At 60.7% G+C, this 16,684-nt stretch carries 12 protein-coding genes, 1 tRNA gene and 1 pseudogene; 7 read left to right on the top strand and 7 right to left on the bottom strand.

Annotated features, from left to right (window positions below):
- Positions 1 to 61: 61 nt before the first annotated feature.
- The 4 genes from N3J91_04625 to N3J91_04610 all read left to right on the top strand — a co-directional run bounded on the left by N3J91_04625 (position 62) and on the right by N3J91_04610 (position 3,227).
- On the top strand, positions 62 to 1,636 hold the full coding sequence (locus N3J91_04625) for a DUF1957 domain-containing protein (GenBank protein ID MCX8155723.1): 1,575 nt from the start codon (positions 62 to 64) through the stop codon (positions 1,634 to 1,636).
- Between the two features lie 65 nt (positions 1,637 to 1,701).
- Positions 1,702 to 2,439: a hypothetical protein gene (locus tag N3J91_04620; GenBank protein MCX8155722.1), complete on the top strand. Its 738-nt coding sequence runs from the start codon at positions 1,702 to 1,704 to the stop codon at positions 2,437 to 2,439.
- Positions 2,440 to 2,537: 98 nt separating this feature from the next.
- Positions 2,538 to 2,611 (top strand) — tRNA-Gly (locus N3J91_04615).
- A 22-nt stretch (positions 2,612 to 2,633) separates the two neighbouring features.
- A complete protein-coding gene (locus N3J91_04610) occupies positions 2,634 to 3,227 on the top strand; it encodes a response regulator transcription factor (protein MCX8155721.1) in 594 nt (197 codons plus the stop codon).
- 15 nt (positions 3,228 to 3,242) lie between these two features.
- Here the strand turns inward: N3J91_04610 and N3J91_04605 are convergent, their stop codons facing one another.
- From N3J91_04605 to N3J91_04575, 7 genes and pseudogenes are all read right to left on the bottom strand, one after another.
- Entirely contained in the window at positions 3,243 to 3,527 is a 285-nt protein-coding gene (locus N3J91_04605; protein MCX8155720.1) for a TMEM14 family protein, read from the bottom strand.
- Between the two features lie 69 nt (positions 3,528 to 3,596).
- On the bottom strand, positions 3,597 to 6,440 hold the full coding sequence (locus N3J91_04600; protein MCX8155719.1) for a DNA topoisomerase III: 2,844 nt from the start codon (positions 6,438 to 6,440) through the stop codon (positions 3,597 to 3,599).
- A gap of 140 nt (positions 6,441 to 6,580) precedes the next feature.
- On the bottom strand, positions 6,581 to 7,201 hold the full coding sequence (locus N3J91_04595) for a DnaJ domain-containing protein (GenBank protein MCX8155718.1): 621 nt from the start codon (positions 7,199 to 7,201) through the stop codon (positions 6,581 to 6,583).
- A 23-nt stretch (positions 7,202 to 7,224) separates the two neighbouring features.
- A complete protein-coding gene (locus N3J91_04590) occupies positions 7,225 to 7,617 on the bottom strand; it encodes an iron-sulfur cluster assembly accessory protein (protein MCX8155717.1) in 393 nt (130 codons plus the stop codon).
- An 84-nt stretch (positions 7,618 to 7,701) separates the two neighbouring features.
- Positions 7,702 to 8,793: a glycosyltransferase family 4 protein gene (locus tag N3J91_04585; protein ID MCX8155716.1), complete on the bottom strand. Its 1,092-nt coding sequence runs from the start codon at positions 8,791 to 8,793 to the stop codon at positions 7,702 to 7,704.
- Positions 8,790 to 9,680 carry a DUF268 domain-containing protein gene (locus tag N3J91_04580; protein ID MCX8155715.1) on the bottom strand — a complete coding sequence of 297 codons (891 nt, stop codon included), beginning with the start codon at positions 9,678 to 9,680 and terminating at the stop codon, positions 8,790 to 8,792. The genes N3J91_04585 and N3J91_04580 overlap by 4 nt, the downstream gene beginning before the upstream one ends.
- A gap of 173 nt (positions 9,681 to 9,853) precedes the next feature.
- Positions 9,854 to 10,138: pseudogene (locus N3J91_04575) on the bottom strand (NYN domain-containing protein).
- Positions 10,139 to 10,656: 518 nt separating this feature from the next.
- Between N3J91_04575 and secA the strand changes: the two are divergent.
- From secA to N3J91_04560, 3 genes are all read left to right on the top strand, one after another.
- On the top strand, positions 10,657 to 13,734 hold the full coding sequence (secA, locus tag N3J91_04570; protein ID MCX8155714.1) for a preprotein translocase subunit SecA: 3,078 nt from the start codon (positions 10,657 to 10,659) through the stop codon (positions 13,732 to 13,734).
- Between the two features lie 41 nt (positions 13,735 to 13,775).
- A complete protein-coding gene (locus N3J91_04565; GenBank protein MCX8155713.1) occupies positions 13,776 to 15,116 on the top strand; it encodes an immunoglobulin domain-containing protein in 1,341 nt (446 codons plus the stop codon).
- A 126-nt stretch (positions 15,117 to 15,242) separates the two neighbouring features.
- The gene (locus N3J91_04560) at positions 15,243 to 16,661 is read left to right on the top strand and encodes a TonB-dependent receptor (protein ID MCX8155712.1); all 1,419 of its coding nucleotides are present in this window, start codon (positions 15,243 to 15,245) and stop codon (positions 16,659 to 16,661) included.
- The last annotated feature ends 23 nt before the right edge of the window (positions 16,662 to 16,684 follow it).

Below are 16,684 nucleotides of genomic sequence, written 5' to 3'. Positions count from 1 at the left end.
ATCCTCCCCCCGGGCGCACGTCTGGGGGGATGCATCCAACATCTTATTTCGGCTACACAACATGCTAGGTTACCACGCCATCATTCTTCATGCGCATCTGCCGTTTGTACGGCATCCAGAGCACCCCAAATTTTTGGAGGAAAACTGGCTCTTTGAGGCCATCACCGAGTCCTATCTGCCTTTGCTGGAGGTCATTCAAGGCTGGCAACGGGACGGTTTGAATGCACCTCTCACCCTCAACCTTTCTCCCACCCTCTGTGCCATGCTGCGGGATTCCCTCCTTCGCTCCCGCTATGAACGCCACCTCAACGGCTTGATTGAGCTGGCCGAGAAGGAAATTCATCGCACGCATTGGGATCGTGCTTTCCATGAGCTGGCCTGGATGTACCATCATCGCCTGAGCCGCGCCCGCGAGTTATGGCAGGCCTGCCAGGGGGACTTGGTCGCAGCCTTTGCCCGCCTGCAAAACGAGGGCCGCGTGGAGTTGGTTGCCTGCGCCGCCACGCATGCCCTCCTCCCTCTGTTGGCTCAGCATCCCCCTTCCGTGCGGGCTCAACTGCTCATCGGGCGGGATTATTACCGCGAATGTTTCGGGTGTGAACCGCGGGGTGTTTGGCTCCCTGAATGTGCCTACGCCCCCGGCGTGGAAAAAGTGCTCCAGGAAGCCAACATCCGCTGGTTCATCCTGGATACCCATGGCGTGCTGCACGCTCAGCCCCGGCCCCGTTACGGCGTATTCGCCCCACTCTACACCCCCAACTGTATTGCCGCCTTTGGCCGGGATTTGGATTCTGCCCGGCAGGTTTGGAGCCGCCATGAGGGCTATCCGGGCGATCCCCGTTATCGCGACTTCTACCGCGACATCGGCTACGACCTCGATTTCGATTACGTGCGCCCTTATCTGCCCAGTCCTGACCTGCGCGGTTTCACAGGCTTCAAATACTACCAGATCACCGGCGATACGCCGCACAAATTGGTCTATCAACCCGCCGCGGCCCGCGATGCCGCCGCCGCCCACGCCGCTCATTTTCTGGAATCCCGTCAGAAACAAATTGCCGAGCTGGCCACCGTCATGGACCTGCCCCCCCTCATTGTCTCCCCCTATGACGCCGAATTGTTTGGCCATTGGTGGTATGAAGGCCCGCAATTCCTTGATTTCTACGTCCGCAAACTGTGCTGCGACCAACATCAAATTGAATTGATCACCCCCAGCCAGTACCTGCGCCGCCATCCCACCCATCAGATCGCCACTCCCAGCACCTCAAGCTGGGGCGAGGAAGGCTATTGCAAGCTCTGGCTTAATGAATCCAACCAATGGATTCTGCCCCACCTGCACGTGGCGCAGGAACGCATGACCCAACTGGCCCGCCGCTTCCCCTCCGCCGAAGGAGTGACCCTGCGCGCCTTGCAGCAGGCCGCCCGCGAGCTGTTGCTGGCCCAGGCCAGTGACTGGCCCTTCATCCTTCGCACTGGCACCAGCCCCGATTATGCCCGGCGCCGGGTCAAGGATCACCTCCTGCGCTTCATCGCTCTCCATGAACAGCTTACCGCCACGCGCGTCTCCGAAAATTACCTCAAACGCCTCGAAGGGACCGACAATCTCTTCCCCAACCTGAACCACCTCTACTGGGCATGAGGAAATTCGCGATCTCGATGCCGTGAGGGTTTGCTGTCCTGCAGCCCCGGCATTAAATTAGTAATGTGCCACGCTGGCTCCACGCTTTGCTGATTGCCTTCGCGGTCTCCTCAGGACTCGAGGCAGCCAAAGCCGCCGCTGCGCTGGTGGAATCGCCCTGGCTGATTTCCCGGCAGGGTTGGCGGCTGGTGGATGCCCAGGGGCAACCTGTCACCTTGCGCAACAACCCCCAGGCCAGAGACGTGCCCTTCCAGCAGGTGTTGGCCTTTGTGCAAAGCAACCAGGTCAATCAATTACCTTACCGCACGGGCCAGTTTGCCTGCACCGAATTCGCGGTGGCGCTTCACAACGCTGCCGAGGCTGCCGGCATTCGTTGTGCCCTCGTGGGCGTCCGTTTCCAGCGCGGCCCTGGCCATGCCCTGAACGCATTTCAAACCACCGACAAAGGCTTGGTGTACATTGATTGCACCGGCTCGCCCAATCCCCCCGCCGATCCCGCGCGTTTTGACACCATCGGCTATCTCAAGCTGGGGCAACCCTATGGCCGCCTGCCGTTGGAACTGGGGGCCATCGAGCCCAACCGTTACGAGCGCTATACTTACGTCATGGGACTTTGGCGCTGGGTGCAAATGGAATCCCGGCAGCTCAAGGCCGCCGGCATGCCCGACGCCCCGGAGGAGCTGGCCCTCAGCCCCGCGGAAAGGGCCGAGCGCCGAGCCAGACTGCGCGCCCAGTTGCAACGCCTCCAAATGCGCTATGACATGAACCCCTCTCCCGTTAAAACCATTGACGTGTGGTGGTGAGCAGGCGCTGGACAGAACATACCCCGGCTTGTCCTTCGGGCCGGCCACAAAATTTTTTATTGTCCCCCAGGCCGGGGCGATTATCTTTTACAAGTCGTGCGGGCGTAGTTCAATGGTAGAACGGAAGCCTTCCAAGCTTCACACGTGGGTTCGATTCCCATCGCCCGCTCCATTTTTTTAATCACCCCATCTTTATGAAAGTGTTGCTGGCTGAAGATGACCTCGCCTCGCGCGAAATGCTGGAGACCATCTTGAAACGCATGGGGTTGTCAGTGGTTTCCTGTCCCGATGGCGAGATGGCTTGGGAGGCGCTGCAGGCCGAGAATCGCCCCCTTCTCGCGGTGCTGGACTGGCGCATGCCCGGCGTGGACGGCGACGAAATCTGCCGTCGGGTGCGCAACGTGCCTGCCCTGCGCCACCTCTACCTGATCCTGGTCACCGGTCTCAGTCAGCCGGAGCACATCGTGGCCGGTCTGGAGGCCGGCGCCAATGACTACCTCACCAAGCCTTTCAACCCCGTGGAACTTGAAGCCCGTGTGCGGGTGGGCCTGCGCGTGGTTCAACTGCAGGAGGAATTACGCACTCGCATCCGCGAGCTGGAGCAGGCCATGAGTCATGTCAAACGCCTGCAGGGGCTGCTGCCCATTTGTGTCATGTGCAAGAAAGTCCGCAACGATGACAATTATTGGCAGCAGGTGGACGCCTATTTCGCTGAACACGCCAATATCCGCTTCAATCGCGCCCTTTGCCCGGAATGTGCCGCCCGCGAAGCCCGCAAATTCGAGTGATGCTGCCGTAACGGTTCACAGCAGGAAAAGCAGCAGCAGAACAATCGCCGATACCACCGCCATCATGCCCGCCGGCATGAATTTGCCCGTCTTATACAGACGGAAGGCAAAAAATCCCACCAGCACCGCCGTCAACAGCCGCCCCACCCACATCGGCAAAATGCCCAGCGCGCACAGCGCCAGGGGAATGGCGAAAGCCGTCGAAGTCACCAGCGAAATCAGGCTGCCGGCCTTGAGATACCCTATGAAGCCACCCGCCACGAGCAGCACCACATAGATCCAGAGAACAATCTTCGTCATGCCCGCCAAGATAATGCGGTATTTGCCCGGCGGCAAATACACCCGCCCCCACGGACGAAACAGAGTTTGTCACGAGGCGCTCGGGGAGGCCGGCTCGCGCTCGGGAAACTCAAAACTCACGCGCTCTTTTTCATCCAGCACCAGCGCTGCCTTGAAGGGCTTGCCCGTCTTTTTGGAAATAAAGCCGCTCAACACGTCAGTGCGCCGATCCTGCAGCAACTTGATGACCTGGGCGGCCTCCAGCGGTTGTTGCAAAATGACCTTGCCCACTTTGAATTTGCAGGCGCGGCTGGCCAACTGGCTTCGCTCGCACACGTAAGCCTCGGGGCCTTCAAACACCTTCCCGCCGCAGCGCGGACATTTTCCCAGGGGCCGCTGGCCGCTGAAATCCAGCTTCGGCGGCGGCGGCTGCTCCGCGGATTTGGCCCGGGCCTTGGCCCGCGCCGGGCGCGCGGCAAATTCGAAACCCACCGCGCCATCCTTGCCCAGCACCAGGTGCGCGTCAAAGGCTCGCCCGTTGCGTTTGGACACAAACCCTTTGAGCAGCTCCGTCCTGCCCTCGGCCAGCAAACGGCGCATTTCCTCCGGCGCAATCTTGCGCTGCAAAATGACGGCGCCGGTGCGGAAATCGCAGGTCTTCTCCGGCCCTGCGGCCTTCTCGCACAGGTACGACATGCCCGCATCAAAAACCCGCCCACCGCACTTGGGACATTTGCCCAGGGGCTCCTTGCCCGTGAAATCCACCGTTGCCGCCTCGCTCTTTTCCCCCTGCTCTCCGTTGCCGTTCTTGCGGTCCCCGTTTCCAAAATCCAGTTCAATATTCCCGTCCTCGGCCAGTCGCAGCATGGCGGCGAAGGGCAAGCCCTTCTGACTGCGAAAACCTTGCAGGGGGCCGATGACCTTTTTGGCCACCAGTTCCTCCGCCTCTTCGTGTTCCAGAATGCGGCCGGCCACAATCTTGCGGAAGTTGAAACTGCATTTCTGGCATTGAAAATTGCGATAATTCTCCTTGATTAACCCCCCGCAACGAGGACAGGGCGTTTTCAGCTCGCCAAAATCTCCCGGCACCGTGTCACTTTGATAATTGCGCGCCTGCTCCACGATATGGCGGGTCATGGCCTCGATCTCGCGCATGAAATCTTCGCGCCGCATTTGCCCCCGCTCCATCAGCTTGAGCTTGAACTCCCAGTCCCCCGTCAGCTCCGGCTTGCACAGTTCCGGGATGCCCAGGCCGTTCAAGAGCACAATGAGCGAAAACGCTTTGGCCGTCGGCACCAGCTCCTTCCCGTGTCGCACCACGTATTTCTCCTCAATCAACCCCTCAATAATGGCTGCCCGCGTGGCCGGCGTCCCCAGGCCCTTGGCCGCCATGGCTTCACGCAATTCCTCATCTTCCACCAACTTGCCCGCCCCTTCCATGGCGCTCAACAAGGTGGCTTCTGTAAACCGCGGCGGCGGACGGGTTTGAGATTTCTCCACTTGGATTTCCGTGGTCTTCACCGCCTCCCCCGCCTGCACCGGCGCCAGAGAAGGAGTATCATCAGCCGGGGCTTCCTTCCCGTAAACCGTCAACCAGCCGGGATTCAACATGACCTTGCCTTCGCTCTTGAACGGCTCGCCCTCCACGCGGGTGATGCGCGTGGTGACCAGATACTCCGCCGCCGGGTAGAATACCGCCAAAAACCGGCGGGCGATCATGTCATAAATCTTGCCCTCGGCGTCCGTCAGATGTTTCGGCGGCAGCGTTGTGGGAATAATGGCAAAGTGGTCGGACACCTTGGCGTTGTTGAAAATGCGTTTATTGGGCCGCACCCAGCCCTGCTCCAGCACCGTGTGCGCAAACGATGCATACTCCGTGCCTTCCATGGCCTGCAGGGTCTGCCGCACTGTCCCCAGATAATCCTCCGGCAACGCCCGCGAGTCCGTGCGCGGATAGGTGATGACCTTGTGTTTCTCGTATAGCGCCTGCGCCAGCGCCAGGGTGGCTTTGGCTGAAAAACCAAAGCGGCTGTTGGCCTCGCGTTGCAATGAGGTTAAATCATACAGCAGCGGAGAAAGCTGGGTCGTGGGCTTGCTTTCCTCGGTGACCACCCCCGGCTTGCCCAAACAGCGGGCGCGAATGTCCTCCGCCCGCTGCGCGTCCCACAATCGCTCCGGCCGCAAGTCGCTGTCTTCCTTGTCCTTGGTGAACTTTTCGTCAAACCAGCGGCCCGTGTAAGTGCCCGCCTCGGCGGTGAAGGTGGCGTGAACCTCCCAGTAATCACGCGGCACAAATTTGCGAATCTTATGCTCGCGCTCCACCAGAATGGCCAGCGTGGGCGTCTGCACCCGTCCTACCGTGGTCTTCTGAAAACCGCCGCTGCGCGAGTTGAAGGCCGTCAAGGCCCGCGTCCCATTGATGCCCACCAGCCAGTCCGACTCCGAACGGCAGATGGCCGCGTTGGCCAGCGGCTGCAATTCCTCATCGCTGCGCAACGCGGCAAATCCCTCCCGGATGGCCGCCGGCGTCATGGATTGCAACCAAAGCCGCCGAATGGGCTTTTGCGTGCCTGTGTATTTGACAATATACCGGAAAATCAATTCCCCCTCCCGCCCGGCATCGCAGGCGTTGATGAGGCTGTCCACATCCTTGCGCTTGATCAGCCGCTCCAACAGCCGCAGGCGGGAGGCGGTCTTCTCAATCGGCTGTAAATCAAAGTGCGGCGGAATGACCGGAAGATGGGCGAAAGACCACTTGCCGCGCTGTACCTCGTACTGCGGCGGCACTGCCAGCTCCAACAAGTGCCCCACCGCCGAGGCCAGCACATATTGGTCGCTCTCGAAATAATCGTCGTGTGACTTGAAACCGCCCAGGGCCTTCGCGATGTCGCGGGCCACGGACGGTTTCTCCGCAATGATTAATGCTTTGCCCATGCTCTCTGCCTGCTCACCCCCGCTGGAGGCCGCTTGCCGCCAACGGCCTCTTCCGGCGCCGGCGTCAAGAAATGCCGCTTAAAACACGCCTCCGCGGAAAATGCAATCCCCAAATGGCTCTCTCCGCCCGCAGGGCTGGCTCATAAGGACAACTGCACCAGGCGCTCCTGCAATTGACCGGACCACCGTTGGATGTAACTCAACACCCGATAAATCTGTTCCAGCCGTTCCAACGGCAGGGCCGCAACCCGTCCGGGATCGCCCGGCGGCGGCGCCTTTTCCCACACCGCATTGAGTCCCTCCAGTTCGGCCAGCAGCTCCTCGCGTTTGGCGTTCACATGCGCCTGCACCTGTTGCAGCTTGTCCACCCATTCCAGCCCGCGCGCAAAAAGTTGCACTTTGACCATCGGCGACTCCGCTTTGGCCCGCTCCGCCAGAAAAGCATCCACGTCCCGGCAAAGCTGCCCCACCTCCACAAACAAATCCATCGTCCCCGGCGGGATGCGCTGAATGTCCTTGGGACGTTGACCCGTTTCCAACTCGTACAAGTGCAACAACCGCTCCTTCGGCTCGCTGAGACACTGGAACGCGGCATTCAACTCCGCATAACGCTCCGTGGCCGCCTGGCGCTCGGCTGCCGATGCATGATGAAAACGGTCGGGATGCACGCTGCTGGACAGCTTCAGAAAGCGTTCTTTCAAAGCCTCCACCTCCAGCGCCGGCCGCCGTGGTTCATTGAGCAGAGCAAAATAATCCGTCATCCCGGAAGCTGAGGTTGGCCGGTTTAAGCGCTGAAACTTTCCCCACACGAACAGGTGGTGGCGGCGTTGGGATTCTTCACCTTGAAGCCGCCCCCCTGCAAGGCATCCACATAATCCAGTTCACTGCCCGTCACATACAGCGCGCTTTTCGGATCCACCACCACGCGAATGCCCCCGCTTTCCACCAGAATGTCCCGGTTGGCCGGGCCATCCTGCAAATCCATTTTGTACTGCAGCCCCGAACAGCCTCCGCCCACCACGGCAATCCGCAGCACCCCGTTGGGGCGCCCTTGTTTCTGTAACAACGAGCGCACCTTCTCTCCTGCGCTGGGAGTCACCCGCACCAGCCGCTCGTCCCCCACACGATAATTCACCGCCGCCGCAGGTTGGTTTTGATTCGCAGAAGCCGCTATCATATATCACCATACTATCCCCGCACCGCCCCTGCGTCAACTCGCCCCCCCCGCCGTCGAGGGCTTAACCCGGGGCATTTCACTCCATCAGAGGGTCCCCCGGTTGCTTTTTCCGGCCAGTGCCAGGTATTGGGCCGCCACAGTGGCCGCATCGAATTGCTGCTTGATTTCCTCGCAACGCCCCGATAGCCGCTGCCAAACCGTGTCATCCGTGAGCAGTTTGTCAAACCGCCGCGCCATGCCTGCCGCGGTGTCTTCCACAAAACAGGTTTCCCCATCGCGCGCCATCAAGGTGGACACACTGGACGAACACACCGCCGGCGTATGGCTGGCCAGCGCCTCCAGCGCTGTGGGTGACGCCACCGGATGCGCATAGCGCGAAGGGATGGATACCACCCGTGCCACCGCCAGCAGCTCCTTCAACCGCCCCACAGGCACCACCCCCGGCAACTCCACGCGGCGTTGCACCTCCGCCGGCATTTTTTGCAACACCCGCATAAATGCCCGCTCCTCCTTGCCGGTCACCACCAGCCGCGCCTCCCGATGTTGCGTCAGGGCCAATGCCTGCAAAGACGCCTGGGGTTGCTTGTAATCCTGTTGTCCCAGGTGAAGAATCAAGGGCTGCCGGTGGCTCACGGGCAGCCCGGCATACCGCCGCACTTCAATGCACGTGGGAATGACCGTGATTCTTTGCGGCTCCAGGCGGCATTCCCGCGCCACCGGGGCCACCAATTCCGGGCAGGTCGTCACCACCTGTTCCACCAGCCGGTAGGTCATGCTCTTATATAAAATGCGCCCCAGCGGCCCCAGCGGCCCCAACCATCGCCGCTCCACATCGTGCGCCACCAAAATCGTGCGCGCCTTGAACCGCACCGGCACCGCGCCGTTGATGAGAATCAAATCCGGTTGATGCCGCCTCTCCAAGGCGGCTCCATGCCGTCGCCACGTGAAAAACTTGCGCCAGTCCGCCAGGTGCGCCACCGGTTGCAGCACATCCAATTGCGGATAGCGCTCCATCTCATACAGTTCACGCACCCCCTCCTCCACCCGGGTGCCATGCGTGGCAGCACATACCACCTCATGCCCTTCCCGCAACCAGGCTCCCGCCAGAGAGAAAATGAACTGGCTGATGCCATCGGCGCGCGTCAACGACTCCCGTTTGATGATCAGGATTTTCATGCCGGTTCGTTGCGCAGCACCCACACGGGAGCGTATTCTGGACAACCCGGATGCAGGAGCCGGGCCTCCCACCCGGCTTTCCCGCGCACATATTCCACCGGCTCCCACCCAAACCCTGTGTCCCGATCCAGCGCGGCCTCCTCCCAACCGAAACGATCTTCCACCTTCCAACCTTGCAACAGCAGGGGCAGCCGCAGCCGGCCATAGATGCGATGAATGTTGAAGACCACCTTGTCCCGTCCCACCGGCACGGTCAGGAAAAGGCGGCCCCCCGGTTTAATCAGGCGCTTCATGAGCTGCATCGCCTTCAAATCTCCATCCGGATCCAAAGGCTCGCCGTAGCGCCCCAAACCGTCATGCTCAAACGAGGAAATGGACAATGCCGCATCAAAGGGTCTCACCCGGGCCAAGTCCACCGGCGCCCGCATAAATTGCAGCCGTTCATCCTCAAATTCAACGGGATTATAGTCCACCGTTACCGGCTGGGCGCCATAATGCAGGCAAACCCCCTCATACCACGGACCATAGCCCTGATCCGCGCTGCCCATGATGGCCACCCGCTGCCCGGCAATTGGATAACGTGCCAGCGCCGCATACAACCACGCATCCACTCCCCCATAATGCCCCATTTCGCCCGCCGCCACCCGCCGACAAACCTCGGCGATGCGCTCCCGGCTGTAGCGATAGGGCACCGCTCGCGAACCGTCCACGTAGGCATACAAAACCTCGATCTTCCCCCCTAAGGTAAACGCTGCCCTCAGCCGCCGCGGAATCAATGCAGGTGGCTTGCCGCGCAGCCGGCACCAAGGCGCCAAGACAACCGACATCAGGTGCTTCATGCTCCGATGCACCTGCCGATGTCGGCGAATCCCATCTTTCCACGACATACCACCGTTGCTTGACCGATTGATTACCCCAATCCCCGGAGGCGCCCGCCCCGCCGTGGCATCGGAGCTGACCTTGATGCGGCCTACATCACCGGCTCAATGTGCCGGAGGAAATCCGCGTCCTCCACCAGCTCGGCGCTCAGACGCGTGCCCCCCACTTCCACCACCGCCACCTGCAAACCCTCCCGCCGCGCCAGTTTCATCGCCGGCACGATATCGGTATCCCCCGAGAAAATCAAAAGCCGGTCCACCAGGCGTTTGATGGCGAGCGTGGCCACATCCAAACCCACCCGGATGTCCACCCCCTTTTGCTCCAGAGCAAAAGTCACATCCTCCGGCTCCAGGGCCGGCACCGGGGCGTTGTTTTGTGCCGCGGCCAGCGATTCGCGCACGAAACTCTCCGTCAACAGCCAGCCGCGCGGTTTGAGCACACCGCGTCGCAGGGCCACCAAGTCCATCTGGCCCAGTTCCTTGAACAGCTTGGTGGCGTATGCATTGGTGGGACTGGTGCCAAAGTCAGTGGACTTTCCATCAACTGGATTGGTCACCATGCCATCATAGGGATAGGCATCATAATAAAAAATGCGCCACGGCTCCTCCTCGTCGCTATCCAGCGCCAACAACGCATTCTTGCGTACCACCTCCGCCGTCACCGTGGGCCGGCGCGCATGGCCATTGGAAACTGTCTCCGCCAGTTCTTTGCGCAGCACTTTGGTGAACCACCCGCCATCAATCAATAACGCCACTTTTTTCATAATGCCTTTATTAGATACCTCTCCTTCCGCGGCCATCACCGGGGAAGGTCAGATTGCCGCCTGTTCTCAGGCAACAGCAGAACGTCACCATACGGCATTAACGGGCGCACCGCAACAGAAACTCCCACCCGCCCCGCCCCGCCGCCGGTGGCCCGCGTTAAAATCTGCGCATTTGACGATGGCCTGGTTCTCCCGTAGGGTACTTCGTCACTGTAGGCAACATGCTAGGGTACATCATTAAAAAGATTTTCGGGTCAAAAAATGACCGTGAATTGCGGCGCCTCCTGCCCTTGGTGCGTCAAATCAACCAGCTTGAGCAGGAGCTCCAAAGCCTCCCCGACGAGGCGTTGCGCGAGAAAACCGCCGCCTGGAAAGCCAGATTATCCACCATTCAGGATAATAACGAATTGCAGCGCGAGCTGGATGCCATCCTGCCCGAGGCGTTTGCCGTCGTGAAAAATGCCTGCCGCCGTCTTCTGGGCACCGAAATCGTCGTGCGCGGCCATACCCTCAAATGGGATATGGTGCCCTTTGATGTCCAGCTCATGGGCGGCTGGGCCTTGCACAAGGGACGCATCGCCGAAATGGCCACCGGCGAAGGCAAAACGCTGGTCGCCACCCTCCCCGTCTATCTCAATGCCCTCACCGGCCGCGGCGTGCATGTGGTCACCGTCAACGATTACCTCGCCGCCCGCGACAGCGAATGGATGGGCGCGGTGTACCGTTTCCTCGGCCTCACTGTCGGCTGCATTCTGCACGACCAGCCTCCCTCCGTCCGCCGCGAGCAGTATTACTGTGACATCACCTACGGCACCAACGCCGAATTCGGCTTTGATTACCTCCGCGACAACGGCATGGCCACCACCGCGGAAGAGCAGGTCCAACGCGGCCACTACTATGCCATTGTGGACGAGGTGGACTCCATTCTGATTGATGAAGCCCGCACCCCGCTCATCATCAGCGGCCCCGCCGTCGTTAACGCCGACAACGATCATTACCTTCAACACAAACCCATGGTGGAACGCCTCGTGCGCGCCCAGGAGCAGTTGTGCAACCGCTTCCTGCGCGAAGCCGAGGAGCTCATGAAAAAGCTGCATCCCGAGGACGGCTCGAACCCGCAGAACCCCGAGGAACTCGAACGCCAGATCGGCCTGCTCCTCTTCAAAGTCAAAATGGGCCAGCCACGCTCCGAAGGCCTGATGCGTCTGCTGGAAAATCCGGAAAACATCCGCCTCATGAACAACGCCGAGCTTCAGCTCCACGCCGACCAGTCCAAGCGGGAGCTGTACGCCACCAAGGAGGAGTTGTTCTTTGCGATGGACGAGAAGACCCACGAGGCCGACCTCACCGAAAAAGGGCGCAAATTCCTCAGCCCCAATGACCCGGATGCCTTCGTGATGCCGGACCTGATTTCCCTCTACCATGCCATTGACACCGGCCCGGAAACCGACCCGCGCAAGCGCGCTGAACTGAAAGCCCGGGCTCAGGCCCAGTTTGAAGAAAAAGCCAAAACCATCCACTGCATCTCCCAGCTCCTCAAGGCCTACTGCCTTTACCTCCGCGATGTCCATTACGTCGTGCAGGATAATAAAGTCATCATCGTGGACGAAAATACCGGCCGCCTGATGACCGGACGCCGCTGGAGCGACGGCCTCCATTCCGCCGTGGAAGCCAAAGAGGGCGTTGAGGTGGAAAAGGAAACCCAAACCTACGCAACCATCACCATTCAGAATTACTTCCGCATGTACACCAAGCTGGCCGGCATGACCGGCACAGCGGAAACCGAAGCACAGGAATTTTACGACATTTACAAGCTGGGCGTGCTGGTCATCCCCACCAACAAACCCTGCATCCGCAAGGACTTCAACGACTCCGTTTATAAAACCAAACGGGAAAAATTCGCGGCCGTCCTCAAGGAGATCCAGGAAATCCACGCCCAGGGCCGACCCATCCTGGTGGGTACCGTTTCCGTGGAAACCAGCGAGCACCTTTCCCGCATGCTCCAGCGCGTGGGTCTGGTTCACTCCGTCCTCAACGCCAAATACCACCAGCAGGAGGCGGAAATCGTGGCCCGTGCCGGTCAGCGTGGCGCCATCACCATCGCCACCAACATGGCCGGACGTGGCACCGACATCAAGCTCGGCCCCGGCGTGGCCGACCTGGGCGGCCTGCATGTCATCGGCACCGAACGGCACGAGGCCCGCCGCATTGACCGCCAGTTGCGCGGACGCTGCGCCCGCCAGGGGGATCCGGGTTCCTCCCACTTTTTCATCTCGCTGGAAGACGATCTCATGCGCCTCTTCGGCTCGGACCGCATCGTCAAGGTCATGGAAAAAATGGGCTATGAGGAGGGTCAGGAATTGCAGCACCCGCTCCTCAACCGCTCCATTGAATCGGCCCAGAAGCGGGTCGAACAGCAAAACTTCCAAATCCGCAAGCGCGTCCTGGAGTACGACGACGTCATGAACAAACAGCGCGAAGTCGTGTACAGGTTCCGCAATGAAATCATCCACGCCGACGACGTCCGGGACCGCCTGATGGACATTATGGAGGAGGTGGTGCAGACCAAGGTGATGCAATTCATCACCACGGACGAGGAGCGCGACCAATGGAACCTGCGCGGCCTGGCCGACTGGATCAACCTCAATTTCCCCATCTCCCTGCCCGAACAGCAACTGGCTCAGATCGCCGACACCGCCACCGAATCCCCCGTCCCCGGCTCCATGTTCGATGGCATGACCCCCGCCCAACTGGCCGTCTGCCGGGCCGTCATCAAGGCCGTGCGCGATGCCTACGAACTCAAGGTGCAATTTGAGGAGCCCAACGCGCTTAAAAAAATTGAACGCTACACCATCCTCACCGCCATTGACCGCCGCTGGCAGGAGCACCTCTACAACATGGACAGCCTCCGCAACGCCATTGGCCTTCGCGCCTATGGCCAGCGCGACCCGCTCATCGAATACAAGGCCGAGGCTTACAAGATGTTTGACGAACTGATGGTGGACATCAAATCCGAGGTTTGCCACAACATCTTCAGCAGCGCCTCCAGCCTCATGGCCCTCGAAAATTTCCTCCGCAGCCTGCCGCAACAGACCGTGCATGAAAGCACCTCCGCCTTTGGCTCAGCCCCCGCCGCAGAGCCTGGCGCCGCGCCCCCGCGCAAGGAAAGCGACATTGTCAGCGAAGCCAACCAGGCCCTCGCCAAGGCCAAACCGGTGCGCACCGGCCCCAAAGTAGGCCGCAACGATCCCTGCCCGTGCGGCAGCGGCAAGAAATACAAGCATTGTTGCGGCCGCTGACCCGGCCCCTTCAGCCCGCCAGGCCCCATGAGGAATCACTTATGTTAACTCCGCGCGCGTTACGAAGTTTCCTTCCGTGGAAAGGCCTCTTCCTTCTTTGCTCCCTGGCCGCTTATGCCGACCTCGGCAGTGCCCTCAATCCCGCGCTGCCCTGGTCCACCAGCCCCGACCGCCCCTGGGTGGAGGTGTTCGACATCACCCATGACGATGAAAGCGCCGCGCGCTCGGCCTTCTTGTCCGCGGGCCAGTCCTCCTGGCTCCGCACCACCGTTACCGGCCCGGGCCGGATTGAATTCTGGTGGAAGGTTTCCACCGACTATGAATTGGGTTACCTCCGCTTCAGCGTCCTCGGCCAAACCCTGGAAATCAATGGCGAATACGAATGGGAGCTGGTGAGCATTCCCTTGCCCGCCGGTCAACACGTTTTGGAATGGACGTACGCCAAGTTGCCCGGATTTTCCATGATGGGCGACGCCGCCTGGCTCGATGAAGTCACCTTCACCCCCGGTGACAACCCGCCCCGGGTGATCCGCGACCCCGCCAACGTGGACATCCTGGCCGGCGACGAGCTGATTCTAAACCCTTTTGTCTCCGGCAGTCTCCCTCTGGCTTATCAGTGGTATTTTAATGGCTCCCCGCTGGCCGGCGCCACTCAGGCCGTCTTGCGCATCCCCGGCGTGTTCACCAACCAGGCCGGCGCCTATCGGCTCGTTGTCCGCAATCCTTTTGGCGTCGTGACCAGTGCAACCGCCCGCGTCACCGTCACTCTCGACCCCCTGGCGGTCGCCCTCAATGCCCCTCACCTGCTCTGGGAAACCACCCCCTTTGCGCCTTGGGAACCGCAAAGCGTCACCACCCATGACGGCGTGGCTGCAGCTCAATCCCCGCCCCTCTTTGACAACGAAGCCAGCGCCATCAGCACCACCGTCACCGGCCCGGGATTCATCTCCTTCTGGTGGAAAGTCTCCAGTGACGGCGACGCTCTGAGCTTCACCATCAACAACGTCGAACAAGACTTCATCTACGCTGAAGTTGATTGGGAAAAACGCACCTTCCCCGTCCCCCCCGGCCGCGCCGTGCTCGAGTGGGTGTATGTGAAAGACAGCGCCGGCAGCGCTGGCGACGACGCCGGTTACCTGGATGAAGTCACCTTCCTCCCCGCCCCGCGGCTGCAGTCACCCCGCTTGCAAGCCGGCCAGTTCTCCCTGCAGGTAAACACCCTCCCCGGTTTTCACTACACCCTCGAATACCAAAACACCTTGCGCGGCACCAACTGGACGCCGCTGCTCACCGTGCCGGGGGACGGCACCCTGAAAACCATAAGTGACAGTGCGCCCCCCTCTTCGCAACGCTTTTACCGACTCCGCCAGACTCTGCCTTGACGGTGCGCAGGCCGGTCCGTCTCCGCGAAACCTGTCACCAGCAGGCTGTGTCACAGGCCTGCCTCCTTCCATGTCTGTTGTAAATCGCACTCGTCATTATTGAGTTTTACGCTAATATAGCCACGCATGAGCCGGGAAATCCTCGGGACCCATCAAAAAGCGTTGCAGATTAATCTGGACCCCACTTCCTACGGCACCTTTGCCGAAATTGGCGGCGGCCAGGAAGTGGCGCGCTGGTTCTTCCGCGTCGGCGGCGCCGCGGGCACCGTGGCAAAAACCATGTCCGCCTACGACATGACCTTCAGCGACGCTATTTACGGCCAGTGCAAACGCTACGTCAGCCGTCAACGCCTGGGCACCATGCTGGACCATGAATATCAGCTCCTTGTGGAACGGCTGGACGCCAAGCGCGGAGCCACCACCCGGTTTTTTGTCTTTGCCGATACCGTGGCCGTTAAGAGTTTCCGCGGCAATAACGACTGCCACGGCTGGCTGGGCATTCGCTTCCAGACCGAACCCCGCGGTGAACCCTCGGACATCATCATTCATGTCCGCATGTTGGACCGCGAAAGCGTCATGCAACAGGAGGCGCTGGGCGTCATGGGCGTCAACCTCATTTATGGGGCGCTCTACTTTCATCAACAGCCGCGCGCCCTCATCATGTCGCTCCTGGACAACCTCACCACCGAACGCGTCGAGGTGGACCTCGTCCGTTTTTCCGGCCCCGCCTTCGCGGGCGTGGACAACCGCCTGATGAGCCTCGAACTGGTCAGCCACGGCTTGACGGATGCGGCCATGTTCACCGCCGACGGCGAAGTGGTGCAGGCCGCCGAATACCTTTATAAACGCCCCATCCTCGTCGAGCGCGGCAATTTCCGCCCCGTCACCCGGCTCACCCTCGACCTGCTCCAAAATGCCCGTGCCCAATTCATCCAGGACGCCCAGGCCGACCCCGCGGAAGTCGCCGTCATCATGGAAATGACCCTGCGCAGCCTCACCACCTCCCCCAGCGGCATTGACCATCGCGATTTTTTGGATCGTGCCGACATCCTGGGGACGCTGGGCCAGACCGTGCTCATTTCCAACTACGCCCGTTTCTTCCGCCTCGCCAATTACCTTTTTCGCCATACCAAAAAACGCATCGGCATCGCCATCGGCGCCCCCGCCCTGCGCGAGCTGTTCTCCGAAAAGTTTTATACCGACCTCGAGGGCGGCATTCTCGAATCCTTCGGCCGGCTCTTCAAAAATGATTTGAAACTTTACCTTTATCCCATGCGCGATCCCCAAACCGGCCAGCTCATCAACGCGGAGACTTTTCAACCCGAGCCGCACCTCCGCCCTCTTTATGCTTATTTGCGCGAAAAGAAATTCATCGAGGACATCCGCAACTACGATCCCACCTGCCTGAACATCACCTCGGCCGACGCCCTGGCCCGGCTCCAACGCGGCGATCCCTCATGGGAATCCCTGGTCCCGCCGCAAGTGGTTCAAATCATCAAAGAGCGCCGCCTCTTCGGCTGGCAGCCTGCCCCCGCCGCCACCTGAGGGCAACGATGTCCCGGTTGCGG

The organism is Verrucomicrobiia bacterium, assembly GCA_026414565.1.
Lineage (GTDB): Bacteria > Verrucomicrobiota > Verrucomicrobiia > Limisphaerales > Fontisphaeraceae > Fontisphaera.
This window is presented reverse-complemented; position numbering and strand designations above follow the sequence as displayed.

Coding starts and splice junctions, on each gene's coding strand:
- N3J91_04625 (MCX8155723.1), top strand. CDS start 62: ATGCTAGGTTACCACGCCATCATTCTTCATGCGCATCTGCCGTTTGTA.
- N3J91_04610 (MCX8155721.1), top strand. CDS start 2,634: ATGAAAGTGTTGCTGGCTGAAGATGACCTCGCCTCGCGCGAAATGCTG.
- N3J91_04605 (MCX8155720.1), bottom strand. CDS start 3,527: ATGACGAAGATTGTTCTCTGGATCTATGTGGTGCTGCTCGTGGCGGGT.
- N3J91_04600 (MCX8155719.1), bottom strand. CDS start 6,440: ATGGGCAAAGCATTAATCATTGCGGAGAAACCGTCCGTGGCCCGCGAC.
- N3J91_04595 (MCX8155718.1), bottom strand. CDS start 7,201: ATGACGGATTATTTTGCTCTGCTCAATGAACCACGGCGGCCGGCGCTG.
- N3J91_04590 (MCX8155717.1), bottom strand. CDS start 7,617: ATGATAGCGGCTTCTGCGAATCAAAACCAACCTGCGGCGGCGGTGAAT.
- N3J91_04585 (MCX8155716.1), bottom strand. CDS start 8,793: ATGAAAATCCTGATCATCAAACGGGAGTCGTTGACGCGCGCCGATGGC.
- N3J91_04580 (MCX8155715.1), bottom strand. CDS start 9,680: ATGTCGTGGAAAGATGGGATTCGCCGACATCGGCAGGTGCATCGGAGC.
- secA (MCX8155714.1), top strand. CDS start 10,657: ATGCTAGGGTACATCATTAAAAAGATTTTCGGGTCAAAAAATGACCGT.
- N3J91_04565 (MCX8155713.1), top strand. CDS start 13,776: ATGTTAACTCCGCGCGCGTTACGAAGTTTCCTTCCGTGGAAAGGCCTC.
- N3J91_04560 (MCX8155712.1), top strand. CDS start 15,243: ATGAGCCGGGAAATCCTCGGGACCCATCAAAAAGCGTTGCAGATTAAT.